14 protein-coding genes are annotated in these 15,025 nt (G+C 37.4%); 5 read left to right on the top strand and 9 right to left on the bottom strand.

The genetic code is table 11. The features are described from left to right. Positions 1-93: 93 nt before the first annotated feature. The 4 genes from mgtE to ABH902_RS03245 are packed head-to-tail and all read right to left on the bottom strand — an operon-like array spanning position 94 to position 3,859. Entirely contained in the window at positions 94-1,455 is a 1,362-nt protein-coding gene (gene mgtE, locus ABH902_RS03260; protein ID WP_404589161.1) for a magnesium transporter, read from the bottom strand. A gap of 24 nt (positions 1,456-1,479) precedes the next feature. Continuing rightward, positions 1,480-2,367 (bottom strand): RluA family pseudouridine synthase, encoded by an 888-nt coding sequence (locus ABH902_RS03255; protein ID WP_404589160.1) that lies wholly within the window; start codon positions 2,365-2,367, stop codon positions 1,480-1,482. A gap of 6 nt (positions 2,368-2,373) precedes the next feature. Next, positions 2,374-3,171 carry an NAD kinase gene (locus tag ABH902_RS03250; protein ID WP_404589159.1) on the bottom strand — a complete coding sequence of 266 codons (798 nt, stop codon included), beginning with the start codon at positions 3,169-3,171 and terminating at the stop codon, positions 2,374-2,376. Between the two features lies 1 nt (position 3,172). After that, on the bottom strand, positions 3,173-3,859 hold the full coding sequence (locus tag ABH902_RS03245) for a GTP pyrophosphokinase family protein (RefSeq protein ID WP_404589158.1): 687 nt from the start codon (positions 3,857-3,859) through the stop codon (positions 3,173-3,175). 204 nt (positions 3,860-4,063) lie between these two features. Between ABH902_RS03245 and ABH902_RS03240 the strand changes: the two genes are divergently transcribed. Together ABH902_RS03240 and ABH902_RS03235 are read left to right on the top strand one after the other, a co-directional pair. Next, a complete protein-coding gene (locus ABH902_RS03240) occupies positions 4,064-4,657 on the top strand; it encodes a CYTH domain-containing protein (protein WP_404589157.1) in 594 nt (197 codons plus the stop codon). A gap of 109 nt (positions 4,658-4,766) precedes the next feature. Beyond that, complete coding sequence (locus ABH902_RS03235; RefSeq protein ID WP_404589156.1) at positions 4,767-5,417, top strand: ClpXP adapter SpxH family protein; 651 nt, start codon at positions 4,767-4,769, stop codon at positions 5,415-5,417. 59 nt (positions 5,418-5,476) lie between these two features. Here ABH902_RS03235 and pepF read toward each other — a convergent pair whose 3' ends face one another. The 4 genes from pepF to spxA all read right to left on the bottom strand — a co-directional run bounded on the left by pepF (position 5,477) and on the right by spxA (position 9,891). Then, positions 5,477-7,294, bottom strand: a complete 1,818-nt coding sequence (gene pepF, locus ABH902_RS03230; protein ID WP_404589155.1) for an oligoendopeptidase F — start codon at positions 7,292-7,294, stop codon at positions 5,477-5,479. 35 nt (positions 7,295-7,329) lie between these two features. Further along, positions 7,330-8,505 carry a competence protein CoiA gene (locus ABH902_RS03225; RefSeq protein WP_404589154.1) on the bottom strand — a complete coding sequence of 392 codons (1,176 nt, stop codon included), beginning with the start codon at positions 8,503-8,505 and terminating at the stop codon, positions 7,330-7,332. Positions 8,506-8,615: 110 nt separating this feature from the next. Next, positions 8,616-9,266 carry an adaptor protein MecA gene (locus ABH902_RS03220; RefSeq protein ID WP_404589153.1) on the bottom strand — a complete coding sequence of 217 codons (651 nt, stop codon included), beginning with the start codon at positions 9,264-9,266 and terminating at the stop codon, positions 8,616-8,618. Positions 9,267-9,492: 226 nt separating this feature from the next. Further along, positions 9,493-9,891, bottom strand: coding sequence for a transcriptional regulator SpxA (gene spxA, locus ABH902_RS03215; RefSeq protein WP_010760718.1), 399 nt, complete (start codon positions 9,889-9,891; stop codon positions 9,493-9,495). 364 nt (positions 9,892-10,255) lie between these two features. On the opposite strand from spxA, the gene trpS reads away from it, so the two are divergent. Further along, positions 10,256-11,266: a tryptophan--tRNA ligase gene (gene trpS / locus ABH902_RS03210; protein ID WP_404589152.1), complete on the top strand. Its 1,011-nt coding sequence runs from the start codon at positions 10,256-10,258 to the stop codon at positions 11,264-11,266. Positions 11,267-11,319: 53 nt separating this feature from the next. Here the strand turns inward: trpS and ABH902_RS03205 are convergent, their stop codons facing one another. Next, the gene (locus ABH902_RS03205) at positions 11,320-13,035 is read right to left on the bottom strand and encodes an ABC transporter ATP-binding protein (RefSeq protein WP_404589151.1); all 1,716 of its coding nucleotides are present in this window, start codon (positions 13,033-13,035) and stop codon (positions 11,320-11,322) included. Between the two features lie 747 nt (positions 13,036-13,782). Here ABH902_RS03205 and ABH902_RS03200 point away from each other — a divergent pair. Next, positions 13,783-13,992 carry a DUF378 domain-containing protein gene (locus tag ABH902_RS03200; RefSeq protein ID WP_154778400.1) on the top strand — a complete coding sequence of 70 codons (210 nt, stop codon included), beginning with the start codon at positions 13,783-13,785 and terminating at the stop codon, positions 13,990-13,992. 217 nt (positions 13,993-14,209) lie between these two features. Then, complete coding sequence (locus ABH902_RS03195) at positions 14,210-14,920, top strand: HAD family hydrolase (protein WP_404589150.1); 711 nt, start codon at positions 14,210-14,212, stop codon at positions 14,918-14,920. The last annotated feature ends 105 nt before the right edge of the window (positions 14,921-15,025 follow it).

The raw sequence follows: 15,025 nt of genomic DNA, 5'->3' as shown, positions 1-15,025 counted from the left end.
TGACTTTTGATGACTGCATATTTACAACTAAAGGCTGAGGCAAAACTATATTTTAGTTTTACTTCAGCCTTTTTTCACAGTTAACACAGCCCTTTATACAAAATACTGCATAAAAAGAGCCGCGATATTAAAATAAATCAGTACGCTGGTTAAATCGCTTAAGGTCGTAATGAAGGGGCCGCTGGCAACGGCTGGATCAAAGCCCAGCTTATCCATCAGCATAGGTATCAGACTTCCTGCCAAGTTGGCAACCGTAATCGCGCAAAGCATTGCCATACCAATCACAAAGCCCAACGGAAAATTATGTTGCCAAACGCCAACTACGATAAAAATCGCTAGCCCAGTTATTGCTCCAGTCACTAGACCAGTTAAGACTTCACTCAAAATTAATCGAGTAAAGCTATTATCCTTCTCATCAGAAACAGCTAGACGCCTAACCGCCACAGCCAATGACTGGGTACCAGCATTACCTGCTGTTCCGGTAATCAAAGAAATAAACACAGCCAAAATACTCGCTTGACTAACCAGCTCCTCATAATGACTAATTAAGGTTGCTGTCGACATGCCCAAAAACAATAACGTAATCAGCCAGGGTAAACGCTTGGATGCCGCCTTAATCGGATTCTCACTGACCTCTTCCACGTTAACCCCGGCAAGCCCAGAATAATCACTTGCTGCTTCATCGTCAATAACATCAATGATATCATCAACGGTAACAATTCCTAAAAGATGATCATCATAATCTGTTACCGGCACTGCCAAGAAATCATAATCACGAATCGTTTGCGCAACATCTTCCTGATCATCGCCCACATGAACGGAAATAACCCGTTCACTCAAAACATCAGAAATCATCGTGTCATCATCATTGACAATCAAGTCTCTTAAAGAAATAACGCCGACCAAGTGATTTTCCTGATCCACTACATATACATAATAAATTGTTTCAGCGACATCCGCCTGATTTTTTAACACATACATGGCGGAACGAACCGTTTGATTAGCAACGATGGAAACAAATTCCGTCGTCATAATCGCTCCTGCAGTATCATCCTCATAATGCAGCAGTTCTTTAATCTCACCTGCATCTTCAGAACTCATCAAGCTTAAATATTTAGCCTTTTGACTTTTATCCAGCATGTTCAATAAGTCAACCGCGTTATCGGTATACATTTCCGACAGCATTTCCGCCGCATAACTTGGACGCATTTCTGCCAGATAATCCTTCATGTTTTCATTGTCTTCTTCGATGACGTCAAACATATCTGCCAGCTCTTTCGGAGAAAGGTAACTATAAATTTGTTTTCTATCAAACTCACCAACTGATTGATAAAATTGCCCTTGTTCATAAATATGAAGCGCCAAAAATAATTCACGAAATTCAGTCATTTGCTGCTCTTTTAATTTTTCCAGCAGCAAAGCGAAATGCTCTTCCATTTCCTGTCCTTCATTCACTAGTACCTCTCCTTTCTATTCGTATTAGTCCATTATCTGTTGCATATCCTGTGCTAAAGGAGAAGTTAAATGCACGCTCTTTTTGGTAAACGGGTGTGTAAAATTCAACTGCCAGCAATGCAGTGCCTGCCTTTCAATCCCCCGCTCCAGTGTGCCACCATACAGCTCATCGCCAAACAACGGACAACCCAACGCTTCAAAATGCACACGAATCTGATGAGTTCTTCCAGTATGTAAGCGTATATTCACAAGCGCCCGATCCGCTTTTGCTTGCAGCAGCCAGTACTCTGTTTTAGCTTCTTTACCGCTGGCTAAAACAGTCCGCTTTAACAAAGAGGTTTCATCTCGGCCGATAGGACCATTGATCTCACCGTGCGCTTGCAATTTATGAATGGCGCCGCCCACAATTGCCTGATACATCTTTGTCACCGCTTTTTTACGCAGCTCCTGATCCAACAGTGCATGAGCAAAGCCATGCTTAGCAAACAGCATCAAGCCGGTTGTATCACGATCCAGACGCGTCACAATGTGAATCACCTGATTACGGTAGTTTTGGGCTTTGTAATAGGCCTTTACTCGATTGGCCATCGTTCCATTCGGATGATATTGCGCTGGAATAGATGCCACTCCAGCCGGCTTATTTACCACTAAATAATGTTCGTCTTCAAACACAATATCGAGCGGCTGATCATCCACTAAAAGTGTTTCATGCTCTCCTTCATCCGGTATGGTAATCGTCACCCGATCGCCAGCTTTGACTTTATACAATACATTTTCTTTCTGGTCGTTGACTTCAATCCGTCCGCCCTGAAATTTAATTTTCGCTAAAAGTCCTTTGGAGATGCCCTGCTCTTTTAAAAAATACTTCACCTGCTGTGCTTCTTTTTCAGCCACAGTCCAACTAAATTCCATGAAATTTTAATCCTCACTTATAAAGGCATCTTTCACCCGATGCCAAAAATGCATATGTCGATAGGAGGCAAAATGAATACGGTCATCCGCAATCCGATAATAAATAGAATCAATATCATCTTGATAAATATCCAGCTGATCTACCGTAATTAAGTAATCATTACTTGCCTGCAGCTTGATTTCCACCCACTCAGTATGAGCAATCACAATCGGTGAGCCGAGCGTTCGGAAAACCCGATTATTCAAAGACGCAATTTCTGCTAATTGAAACGCATTAATACTAGGATGAATCACCGCGCCGCCAATACTTTTATTGTAAGCCGTTGAACCTGTCGGCGTTGATACCGAAAGACCATCTCCCCGAAAGCGTTCAAATAGCTCATCCTTTATGAAAACATCCGCAACCATTGTCCGATTCGCACGCTTAATCGTCGATTCATTCAATGCCAAAAAATGCTTGTCCGGCTTATTATCACGAAAGCTGATTTTTACATCCAACAGTGGATAACTGATGCTTTTTTCTTGATGAATCAACAAACTCTGTACCAGCTCTTCCAGTTCATAATCCCGCCAATCCGTGTAAAAACCTAAATGTCCAGTATGTACACCTAAAAAGCTTACTTGATCCAAGCGGTGGCTAAAACGATGAAACGCAGATAACAAAGTGCCATCTCCGCCGACTGAAATGACTAATTCAGGATTTTGTTCATTGACTTCAATATTATTGGCTTCTAAAAGCTGGAGTAAATGTTTTGTAACCTCATTTGATTTTCGTTCATGATTATGAACAATTGCAACCTTCATTTTACTCCTCCCGTTCCTCTGACCATTCATTCTTATCCGTTATCTTCTGATAATAATTATCCTTAGATTTGCCGCGGCCGTGAGAAAAAAGATGCTGTGCTTCTTGGATTTCTTCACGAATCGTAGACATTTCTTCATCTAAAAGATAGGCCGCTTCTGCAGCACGCTGCAGCCGTTCTTTCATTTCTTCAGGAAAAACACCCTGATATTTGTAATTTAACGAATGCTCTATCGTTGCCCAAAAATTCATCGCCAACGTCCGAATTTGAATTTCCGCAAGAATTTTCTTTTCTCCGGAAATCAATTGAACCGGGTATTCGATAACTAAATGATAGGAACGATAGCCGCTTTCTTTTTTATTAGTAATATAGTCACGTTCTTGAATAATCTGCAAATCTTTTCGATTACGAATAATCGTTACGACTTGGTGAATATCTTCCACAAACTGACACATAATTCGAAGTCCAGCAATATCCTGCATCTCTTCTTCCAAACGCTCAATAGGAATATTCCGTAATGCCGCTTTGGTTAGAATGCTGTCAACCGGTTTCACACGTCCAGTTACAAACTCAATAGGCGTATGCTTGTTTTGTTCTCGAAACTGCTTGCGGATACCGCGCAATTTAACTTTCATTTCTCCAACAGCCTGTTCATACGGTGCCAGAAAAAGCTCCCACTCTTTCTCCATCCTTATCCCTCTATTTCTTTGAATTTGATTCACAGCTTATTTTACCATAGAGCAGGGAAAAATAGGGCAATATAGGGCAATTTGCAAAATTGTTGCATTTTTTGCAACAATTGGCATTTTTTAACCTCCAGTTCACTTTTCTTGACGTAATTGGGTAAAGTATGTAAAAATTGAATTAAATTAAAGAAAGTGGGTCCAAAATCAGTGAGCGAGAATTTAGAGATCGAATTTAAGACGTTATTAACTGCGACTGAATTTTCGCATGCTGTGAGCTACTTTCATTTAAAAGAAACAGATTTTTTCACCCAAAACAATTACTATTTCGATTCAGCTGACTTCCAGTTGAGAGAAAAGCGTTTTGGCTTAAGAGTTCGAACACTAGCAAATAATGCTGAAATTACTTTAAAGATTCCGGCTGCAGATGGCCTGTTGGAAATTAATGATTCATTGTCCGTTGAAACAGCACAGCAAATCGTTGCAACTCAGACACTTTTGGATCATGGCAATGTATACGGTAAGCTGAAAAGTCTAGGTATCGATAAAGATAATTTACATTTAATTGGCAGCTTGACAACGAAACGAGCAGAAAAAAAACTTCCCCAAGGTTTACTCGCGCTAGATGAAAGTTGGTACAATCAAGAGCATGATTTTGAGCTGGAATTAGAAGTGGCTGACGCCATTGTTGGTAGAAAGGAATTTCTCTTTTTATTAGATACTTTGAACATCAAAGAAACTCCGTCTCCAAACAAAATCCAGCGAATGATGCTAAGCTCAAATGAAAACATTAAGAAATTATAATGTAAAAAACAAATCATTTCATTTTTACAAGTTTTTCTGCTAAATTAGGAACACTTAGTTGAGGAAATGATGTCTAGTCGTAACCAGAGTCAAATTGGAGGAAGTATGAATGATTGAAATCTATCTGTTCGTTAATCCTTTAGGGGGCATTTGTCTCAACGTAGAAAAGGATATTTTAAAATTAGTTGAAACTGAAAACAAAAAGATTCAGTTTCGTTTTATTCCATTGGTCAATATGCAAACGATTAACCATTTGCTTAAACGTTTTAATATACCAGCTAACGATATTAAACAACGCAACCAATTGTTCGAAGATGTCTACTCTGCCGCTTTAGATTACAAAGCAGCGCAATTACAAGGAAAGAAAAAAGGACGTCATCTTTTGCTAGGCCTGCAACAAGCAGTAGCAATTGACAAAATTCCTTACTCCTCTGACTTAGCAGAACAGCTTGTTGTTGAAGCTGGTGGAGATTTAGATATGTTCATCGCAGATCGTCAATCTGAATTTGTCAAAGAATCTTTTCAAACCGATCAACAAATTGCTCGAGAGATGAATATCGTAACACATCCTTCCGCAGTAGTTTTTAACTATACTTGTGATCGGGACTTCGGCGTTTTAGTTGAAGATTGCGAATCAATGGATGAAATAAAACAGCTTTGTGAAACCTCTGAAGAAAGCCTTCAATATTTTCACAAGGAATTTAAAAGAAACCATCTTAAGGAACAACGTGTCCCCCATGGTCATTTACATCTACTTTAAGATGATAAAGCGAATATTAAAAACACACTCAAAACTGAATGTTTTGAGTGTGTTTTTGTTTAACCTTCTAAGGTTGCAACTAATTCTTCTAATTCTTGCAATCGAGCTTCGAAAACAGCCATAGCATCTTCGATATACTCTGGTTGCGTCATATCTACACCGGCTTTTCTCATTACTTCAATTGGAAAATCACTGCTGCCGGATTTTAAATACGTCAAATAATTCGTTAAGGCATCCGGTTCCCCAGCTAAAATATTTTTGGCTAAAGCAGAAGCAGCTGAAAAGCCTGTTGCATATTGGTAAACATAATAATTATAATAAAAATGTGGAATACGTGACCATTCCAACGTAATTTCAGGATCCTTTGAAACTTCTGGACCATAATATTTTTCGTTTAATTGACCATATTGTTCATTTAAATATTCACTCGTCAATGGGATTCCCTTAGCATCTTCAGTGTGGATAAAATGTTCAAATTCCGCAAATTGCGTTTGGCGGAAAATCGTTCCCTTAAAGCCATCAAGATAATGATTCAAAATATACGCACGGACGCGCGGATCCTTTTCCGTTTCCAATAAATACTCAGTTAAAATATTTTCATTTGTCGTGGAGGCAATTTCTGCAAGGAAAATTGAATAATCACCGTAAACATATGGCTGATTATTGCGCGTAAAATAACTATGAACACTATGCCCCATTTCATGGACTAACGTAAAGAGCTGATCCAAGCTGTCATGCCAGTTCATCAGAATATAAGGGGCAGTATCGTAAGCACCAGAAGAATAGGCACCGCTGCGTTTGCCTTGATTTTCAATAACATCAATCCAGCGATCATTAAAGGCGGTTTTGACAACCTTTAGATATTCCTCACCCATCGGCTGTAGAGCCGCCAGAGCTTTTTCCTGCGCTTCTTCATAAGAATATTTTATAGAGGCTTCTCCTAAAATCGGCGTATACATATCATACATATGCAGCTCTTCTACCTTCAGCAATCGTTTTCTAAGCGTCACATAACGATGCAGCAACGGCAAATTTTTATTCACGACCTCCACCAATGTATCATATACGCTTTCAGGAATATGATTGCCACTTAAAGCCGCCGCTCTAGCTGAATCATAATGACGTACTTTTGCTTTATAATTATGAGCTTTCACATGCGAGCTTAAGGTTTGGGCAAAAGTATTTTTGAATTGCTCATAAACAGAGTACAAGCCCTTAAATGCTGCTTCTCGGACAGACCGATCGGTACTTTCCATTAATTGACCGTAAACACCATGAGTTAACTGAATGCTTTCGCCTTTTTCATCCTTAATTACCGGGAATTTTAAATCTGCATTATTCAAGACTGAAAACGTATTGCTGGATGCCTCAAAGATTTCACTTGCACCGGCCAACAACGATTCTTGTTCAGCAGACAAAATATGCGGACGCTCACTTAAAATATTTTCGATGAAGTGACGGTATACTTCAAGCTGCTGATTCTCTTCAAAATACCCCCAAACGGTTTCATCGCTTAACGAAAGAACTTCCGGTTCAAACCACGAAACAGCTTCACTTGCTTGCGATAATAACGTGCTTGCCCGTGCATATAAGGCTTGGTAATCAGGATTAGAAGTATCCTGATCATTTTTCAAATGGGCATAGACATAAATCACTTCAATTTTGCGGTACACATCTAAAAGCATTTCAATACTACGTAAAAAAGCAGCGCTTCCTTTGGCTAAAGTCCCCTTAAAGCTATTGACTTCTTTCAGTTCATCCGCCAGTACTTGATAAGCATCATTAAAAGCTTCATCGTCTTTAAATATTTTAGTTAAATCCCAAGTCATTTCTCTTGGTAAACTCGAACGTTCTGGTAATTGTTTTGCTTCGCTCATTACACCCGCTCCTTTATATTTTCTTTTATAGTTTATCATATCACATTTTTTATTGGAGTAGCACTGATTACACACTTATTTATGAATCTTTCCACCTGATCTAAAAGCTTTGTATCACTTGATATTGTGACAATCCAATCCTGTGTCTGCCTTTTTAAATGACCACAGGTAATCAGGCTTTTTATTAAATAGTGCAGACAGTACTCCTGCAGCTGTTCAGCTGTTATATTCGGCAAAGGATAGAATAATTCCTGTGCCTGCTGAATTTCACTTCTCAAAGCCGCTAAAAGCTCTGCGGCGCAAACAACATTCTGATCAAAAAACCGGACAACTGTCCAAATTCTGTACTTAAACAAAAGATCGGAATGCCTGCAGCAAAAAACATTCAGTCCGGGCGCATAAAACCAATAAGGCAAATTTAAAATATGGAGCTGCTTGTTATATAATACCGACTGTACACTTCTAACTCTTTCATCTCTACGAATCAGTCTTTTTTCAAGTTCACCGTAATAGGCTTTAACTAAATGACCACTCTCATGTTTTCTCTGCAGGTGCAGCATCGCACGTGATGGATAATTAAAAATAGCCAAAAGGTCTTTTTGATAAAACTTCCATGTCTTTTTAGCTGCATACAGCTTTTTTGACCAGTCCTCTTCCAAATGATAAAAAAGAATCAATTCTTTCTCTTCAACATCTGCCGTCCATAAATAAAAACCTAATTTTTCGCTATAATAACAAAGATTTTTCGTAAGTTCACTTAATTTATTGTAAGTGACACTTAATTTTTTTCCACAAATCCAAAGCGGCTGATAGCCATGTTCTTGATAGCATTTGGTCCGCTCAATCAAACGCTGTATACTTAGCGGACTGCATTGAATTTCAATGGCTAAATTCCCTATTAAAAGATCCGGCCGCTGATTTAACGCCGGCAAAAATTTTTCTACCTCATAAGGAAGCTGCTGCTGCTCACACCAGTTAGCAAACATCAGCTTCAAAGCTAAGTGTTCTTGGGTTTCAGCTTCTGTATAAAAGCTACAGCTACTTTCCGCAAAATGAGCAAAATGCGGCAGCTTGATACGACCATTCTTTATGTATACCGGCTGCTTGCAGGCTGGGCAAAAGTATTTGTCTTTCTTTAATGCTTCTATAGCTTCAGAAGGCATAGCCAAAAGAGTAACGCTATTTTTATTACTTGAATAAGCATTCAACATTTTTCTCACCTCATTAATAAGCTACGCATTCTTTACAAAAAAACATTAAAAAAGTCTGAGATAAACAAAAATTTGTTTATCTCAGACTGATGCTTTTTATATTTAGAGGCTTAATCAAAGTAATACTGTGTTAGTTCCAATGCGTTGCGTTCCATAATACAAGTACCATACTCATTCAACGTTTCCGGTGTAACTGTAGATAAATCAGCAAATTCTAATAACTGTGCTAATTCATTTTCTACTGTGTTTTTACCGAGCTCATCCATTAAAAAGATAGTTTGCAAATAATACTTGCCTTTAAATGTATATAGATTTGCTATTACAGACTGTAAATTTACTTGATTTGCCAGTTGAACCATCGCTTCGAAGTCATTTAACTCAAAAACTAAGTTCTTCACTGAAGTATCAGAAAGCTCCTGCGGTTCATCAGCAAAATCATCTTCGATTTGTCTACGGATTAAATTACTCACTTCTTCAGCATTTAAGTCATTGAATCCTTCAAAATTTGACACATCTTCCATCGATGCATTTTTACTGATAAATAGTTCTAACCCGTCACTTTTTGGCAGAACCTGAAAGGTAACAGCTTCACTGCCCTGAAATTCATCCTCCACATCAACTTCTTCCAAAATACTGTAGAAAAAGTTCTCTACCTCTTTGTGATTGCCAAGCAGATCTAAAAAAGTAATTCCTCTGTCAGCTAAGTCTTCATTGCCAATCAGTACTCGTATGGTATTTTCATTGATATGTTCCATTTCCATGTCGCTACACCTCACTTTTGCTCTATCAGGAAACTTATTCTTACGTACATTGTAGCGGAATCACACCAAATGTAAAGGAAAAAGTAATAATATTTGCAAATAAAATCGGCTCTTAATTAATTCATAACCACCTGCTTTTACTGCCTACTTTCTTGCTTGCTGCTACTTTTATTTAAAGAAAAAAGAGAACCTTTGTCACAAAGACAAAGGTTCTACATGTTCAATTTCATAAACCCGCCATCAATTGTGCTTGACGCAATTCCAACTGCCGAACACCACGAGGCAAGAAACGACGAATTTCATCCTCATTAAAACCAACCTGTAATCTTTTTTCATCAATCATTATTGGTCGACGCAACAATCCAGGATTCTCTTTTACTAACTCTAACAAGTCTTGCAGTGGAAGTTCATCCAAATCCATATTAAGTTTTTGGAAAACCTTAGAACGAGTAGAAATGATCTCCTCAGTTCCATCTTCTGTCATTCGCAAGATCGCTTTCAATTCAGAAATATTTAGTGGTTCTGAAAAAATATTCCTTTCTTTAAAAGGTATTTCATGTTCTTGCAACCACGCACGAGCCTTGCGGCAAGACGTACAACTTGGGGAAGTATAAAGTGTCAACATGTGCATCACTCCTTTGTGTGATTTTCATCACTTTTTTGAAACAGGAAAACGAACTGTTTTCCTATCTGTTCTAAGTATAACCAATTTTGATTAAAAATACTAGCTCTTTTTTAAAATATTTCATAGTTTTTGGTAATTGTACTTGTTTTTTTTTAGATAAAAAAGAGACAGAACGCTTTTCTATTCATTTACTAACAATTATAATTCATAATAAAAAAATAATACAGATATGCACAAAAGGGCCATCTGTACTAGTTCAAAAATTCTGACATTTTAGTTTTTTTCAGCATAAGTCTGTTTTTTTTTATTTTTAGCTGTATAATAGTAACAATGACTTTTATTAAATATTTAAGGTGGTCTACTTATGGAAACTATTTTTTCTGGCATACAGCCAAGCGGGATACCAACAATTGGCAACTATATCGGCGCAATGAAACAATTTGTAGCTTTACAAAATCAGTATACCTGTTATTTTTGTATCGTTGATGAACACGCTATCACTGTGCCACAGGATCCTCAAAAATTAAGACAACAGATTCGCGGATTAGCGGCTCTGTATCTAGCAGTCGGACTTGATCCAAAAAAAGCAACCATTTTCATTCAATCTGAAGTATCAGCACATGCTGAAGCAGCTTGGATTATTCAATGTAATACGACAATCGGCGAATTGGAGCGCATGACTCAATTCAAAGATAAATCACAAAAAAACGGCCGCACAGGGGTCAGCGCCGGTCTTTTGACTTACCCTCCTTTAATGGTTGGTGATATTATCTTATACAACGCAAACTTAGTACCTGTCGGCGATGATCAAAAGCAACATCTAGAATTAACCAGAGACTTTGTTGAACGTTTTAATAAACGCTATGCGCAAAAAAATCAGGAGATTCTAGTAATGCCTGAGGTTAAAATTCCCGAACAAGGCGGACGGGTAATGAGCTTGCAAGATCCGACAAGTAAAATGAGCAAGTCCGATAGTAATCCGAAAGGCTTTATTTCAATGCTGGACGAACCCGCCGTTATTCGTAAAAAAATCAAGTCAGCGGTCACGGATTCTACCGGAATTATTGAATATGACCCGGAAAACAAACCGGGAATTTCAAATCTGTTAAGTATTTTTTCAGCAGTAACCGAGCGTTCGATTGATGAATTGGTCACAGCTTATGAAGGAAAAGGCTATGGTGATTTTAAAGGCGATTTAGCTGAAGCAGTGGTGGCATTATTGGCACCGATTCAAGAACGCTACAATCAGCTGCTTAACTCTGATGAATTAGATGACATTCTTGACAACGGCGCAGAACAAGCTCGTTTAGTAGCAAACAAAACCTTACAACGCATGAAAAATGCAGTTGGACTAGGTCGCAAAAAACGCAGATAAAAAAGCAGGGATTGAATAAAAGTCAGCTGACTTTTATTCGATCCTTGCTTTTTTTAATCTCTAAATTGTGCATCATGCAGACGCCGGTAATGCCCGCCCTTTGCAAGTAATTCTTCATGCGTGCCTTCTTCTAAAATGCCTTTGTCGCTGACTACTATGATCCGAGTCGCATGCTTGATCGTTGCTAGACGATGGGCAATGATCATCGTAGTTCTACCTTTAGCTAATGAATTTAAAGATTCTTGGATCACTTGTTCCGTTTCAGTGTCCAAGGCAGACGTTGCCTCATCTAAAATTAAAATCGGCGGATTTTTTAAAAACATCCGTGCGATCGCCACGCGCTGCTTTTGCCCTCCGGAAAGCTTCACTCCTCGCTCTCCGATCATTGTATCCAGACCGTCAGACATTTGTTCGATCACTTTTTCTAAGTGAGCCAGCTTCACAGCTTGTTGAACTTCAGCTTCAGTAGCATCCAGTTTACCGTATGCAATATTTTCCCGGATCGTGCCCGGAAATAAGAACACATCCTGTTGCACAATCCCAATTTGACTTCTTAAAGAAGCTAATGTCATGTCTTGAATATTGATCCCATCAATTGTAATTTCTCCGTTGGATACTTCATAAAACCGCGGCAGTAAATTACATAAGGTGGTTTTTCCGGAACCGCTTTGCCCGACAAAAGCCACTGTTTCGCCAGGAACAATTTGCAAGTCAATGTGATTTAACACCTTCGTAGAATCCGCATAGGCGAAGGATACATCCTTGTAGTGAATTGCTCCGGTCAAATGCTCCACTGTCACCGCATTAGGCTTATCCTGAATAGCAGGCTTTTTATCAATTTCTTCTGTAAAGCGTTTAAAGCCGGCAATTCCTTTTGGATAGCTTTCAATCATATTATTTACCTTTTCGATTGGTCGTACAAAAACATTGGCCAACAATATAAACCCAACAAAATCGCCGTTGGTGATTTCACCTTTCATCGTATAATACGCGCCGAAAATTAAGGTAAACAAATTAATCAAACGAATCAAAAAATAATTATAAGCAGAACTAATCCCCATGACTTTATAAAAAAGAATCTTTGATTGTCGATACGCTTGATTCAGCCCTTCAAACCGTCTCCGTTCAAACGCTTCATTGGCAAAAGATTGCGTCACACGAATTCCACTGACAGAGGCTTCTACCCCCGCATTAAATTCACCGAGATTATCATAAATTTTCGTATTTACTTTAGTCATCTTTTTATTAAAAAAGACCAGTGCAACTGTGATAAACGGCAGTAAAACAAAGGTTGCCAATGCTAATTTCACGTGAATCCGCAGCATCAAAAGAAACGATCCAACTAAAGTCATCACAGTAATAAAAACATCTTCCGGACCATGGTGAGCCACCTCAGAAATTTCAAATAAATCAGTTGTTAAGCGACTCATCAGCTTCCCTGTTTTTTGATTATCATAATATTCAAAGGGCTGCGTCTGTAAATGTCCATACAACTCCCGTCGCATATCTGTTTCAATATTTACGCCTAGCTTATGCCCAAAAAAGACCACAATATACTGTAAAATAGTATTCAATACATAGAAAAAAAGCAAGCCGACACATGCTAAAGCAATCAAACGAAAATTACCTTTTGGCATGATTTTGTCAATCACTTGATTGACCACAATTGGAAAAGCCAGCTCTAATAATCCGGCTATAACCGCACAACCAAAATCTAAAATAAATAAGTGCTTATACGGACGATAATAACTAAAAAAACGTTTTAACATAGTTTCCCCCTCTAATGCATACTTCCTACATTATAAGCAAAAAAATAAGTTGCTGTAAAGCTTACTGAAAAACAAAAAAACCGTTGCAAACAGTCAACTGGTCATAATTATATATACAAATATGAATTATATAAAACATTTCTAAATTTTCAAAAACAACTTAGTTAAATACCTATAAAAAAAAGGGCATTTACTTGAAAACAATTTCCTATTTTGCTAAATTATATATATACATGTACATCATAAAAACACCGATATCTAGCTTAGTTCTTGGGGAAGATAGGCTTTGTCGGTGTTTCTTTTTTTATTATACTAAATGTAGTATTTTTTTGCTACTTCAAAAAACTACATTCGATAACACTTTTTTGAAGATAATAATAGTTATTAAATAGACTATACAAAAAAAAAACGATAAATGACTCAAATCAAAACTATTTTTTATCTTTCGCTTACACTTTATAAAAATGCTTATTTAAAATATTCATGAAATTAACTACCTTTAATCTACACTATTTTACTCAAAACTACAAATAATATGGTAAAAAAATATTATTTAAATTGTAATTTTAATTATATAGTTTTCTGATAAACCCTTTTTACATCCATATGATTCTATGTCTAGCTTATCCGAAAAATGCAAATATTATCAACTAATATTTGTATTTTCTAACAAAAAGAATCTAAATTTTTGCTTTTATTTATTATCCATTTTATACTTAATTCTACTTTTGAAAGGAGGAAACAATGATGAAAGCATTAGATTCAGTTGCATTGATATTGTTAATAGTTGGTGGTTTAAATTGGTTGCTAGTCGGTTTATTCGAATTTGATTTAGTAGCTACAATTGCCGGCGGTTCAACCTCTATTTTAGCTAAAATTATCTACATTCTTGTAGGTATCGCCGCAGTATATTGCTTGAAATTTTTCACTCTTATTTCTCATCGTGATCAAGCTTAAAAACCTGAAAAGACTCTGCAAAGAGTCTTTTTTTTTGGATTATTCTGTTTAATTCATCACAAGTGAGGTTGCTCTGCAATACTTTCAGCTCGTTAAGAGAGTAGTCTTTCTAATTTACATTAAAATTTTCTTTCTGTTCATTTGTGAAATAATTCGCTACAATGGAAACGGATGTAGAAAATTTTTGTGAAAATTACTAAGGAGTGCAGTTTGTTAAATGAAAACAATTGTTTTTGATGTGGATGATACTATTTATGACCAGCAACAACCGTTTAAAAATGCAGTAAATCAAGTCTTTCCTTGTGTGAAAAATGAAGATATGCATCAGCTTTATATTCGTTTTCGTCATCATAGCGATGTCACGTTTCCAAAAGTGATGGCTAATGAATGGACACTGGAATATATGCGTTACTACCGGATCGATGAATCCTTAAAGGACTTAAATTATTCAACTGTTTCACAAGAGGACGGCTTAATTTTTCAAAAAATTTACGAGCATGAATTGGATAATATCACCATGCACTCTGAAGTGAAAAAAGTCTTGAACTTTTTAAAAGAACAAAAAATACCTATGGGCATTATTACAAATGGTCCTACCGATCATCAATATAAGAAAGTTAAACAGCTTCGTTTAGAGGATTGGATCCCTACGAACAATATTATTATTTCCCAAAGCACTGGCTTCCAAAAGCCGGAAAAAGAAATTTTTGAGCTTGCTGCTAAGGAATTCAATATGGACGCTCAACATACTCTTTATGTAGGCGACAGCTTTGAAAATGATATTGTCGGAGCTAGAAATGGCGGCTGGAAATCTCTATGGTTTAATCATCGCCTAAGAAAAATGCCGGAAAATGAAACTGCCTGTCATTTAAAAGAAGTACGCTCTTTTGACGGATTATTGCCAGCCATTCAAAATCTGCTTTCATAAAAATTTAATAGGAGATTGAGCCGAAAGTCGTTTAGGTTCCTCAGCCACCGGTTATTCACAAGTAGTGGGCGGGACAAAACTAAAAACAGTTTTGTCCCGCCCACT

Origin of the sequence: Enterococcus sp. UD-01, assembly GCF_044909655.1 — a bacterium.
Taxonomy (GTDB): Bacteria; Bacillota; Bacilli; order Lactobacillales; family Enterococcaceae; genus Enterococcus_L.
The sequence above is the reverse complement of the archived record's forward strand: the minus strand, read 5'-3'. Positions and strand labels throughout refer to the sequence as shown.

Coding starts and splice junctions, on each gene's coding strand:
- ABH902_RS03255 (WP_404589160.1), bottom strand. CDS start 2,367: ATGGAATTTAGTTGGACTGTGGCTGAAAAAGAAGCACAGCAGGTGAAG.
- ABH902_RS03250 (WP_404589159.1), bottom strand. CDS start 3,171: ATGAAGGTTGCAATTGTTCATAATCATGAACGAAAATCAAATGAGGTT.
- ABH902_RS03245 (WP_404589158.1), bottom strand. CDS start 3,859: ATGGAGAAAGAGTGGGAGCTTTTTCTGGCACCGTATGAACAGGCTGTT.
- ABH902_RS03235 (WP_404589156.1), top strand. CDS start 4,767: ATGATTGAAATCTATCTGTTCGTTAATCCTTTAGGGGGCATTTGTCTC.
- pepF (WP_404589155.1), bottom strand. CDS start 7,294: ATGAGCGAAGCAAAACAATTACCAGAACGTTCGAGTTTACCAAGAGAA.
- ABH902_RS03225 (WP_404589154.1), bottom strand. CDS start 8,505: ATGTTGAATGCTTATTCAAGTAATAAAAATAGCGTTACTCTTTTGGCT.
- ABH902_RS03220 (WP_404589153.1), bottom strand. CDS start 9,266: ATGGAAATGGAACATATCAATGAAAATACCATACGAGTACTGATTGGC.
- spxA (WP_010760718.1), bottom strand. CDS start 9,891: ATGTTGACACTTTATACTTCCCCAAGTTGTACGTCTTGCCGCAAGGCT.
- trpS (WP_404589152.1), top strand. CDS start 10,256: ATGGAAACTATTTTTTCTGGCATACAGCCAAGCGGGATACCAACAATT.
- ABH902_RS03205 (WP_404589151.1), bottom strand. CDS start 13,035: ATGTTAAAACGTTTTTTTAGTTATTATCGTCCGTATAAGCACTTATTT.
- ABH902_RS03200 (WP_154778400.1), top strand. CDS start 13,783: ATGAAAGCATTAGATTCAGTTGCATTGATATTGTTAATAGTTGGTGGT.
- ABH902_RS03195 (WP_404589150.1), top strand. CDS start 14,210: ATGAAAACAATTGTTTTTGATGTGGATGATACTATTTATGACCAGCAA.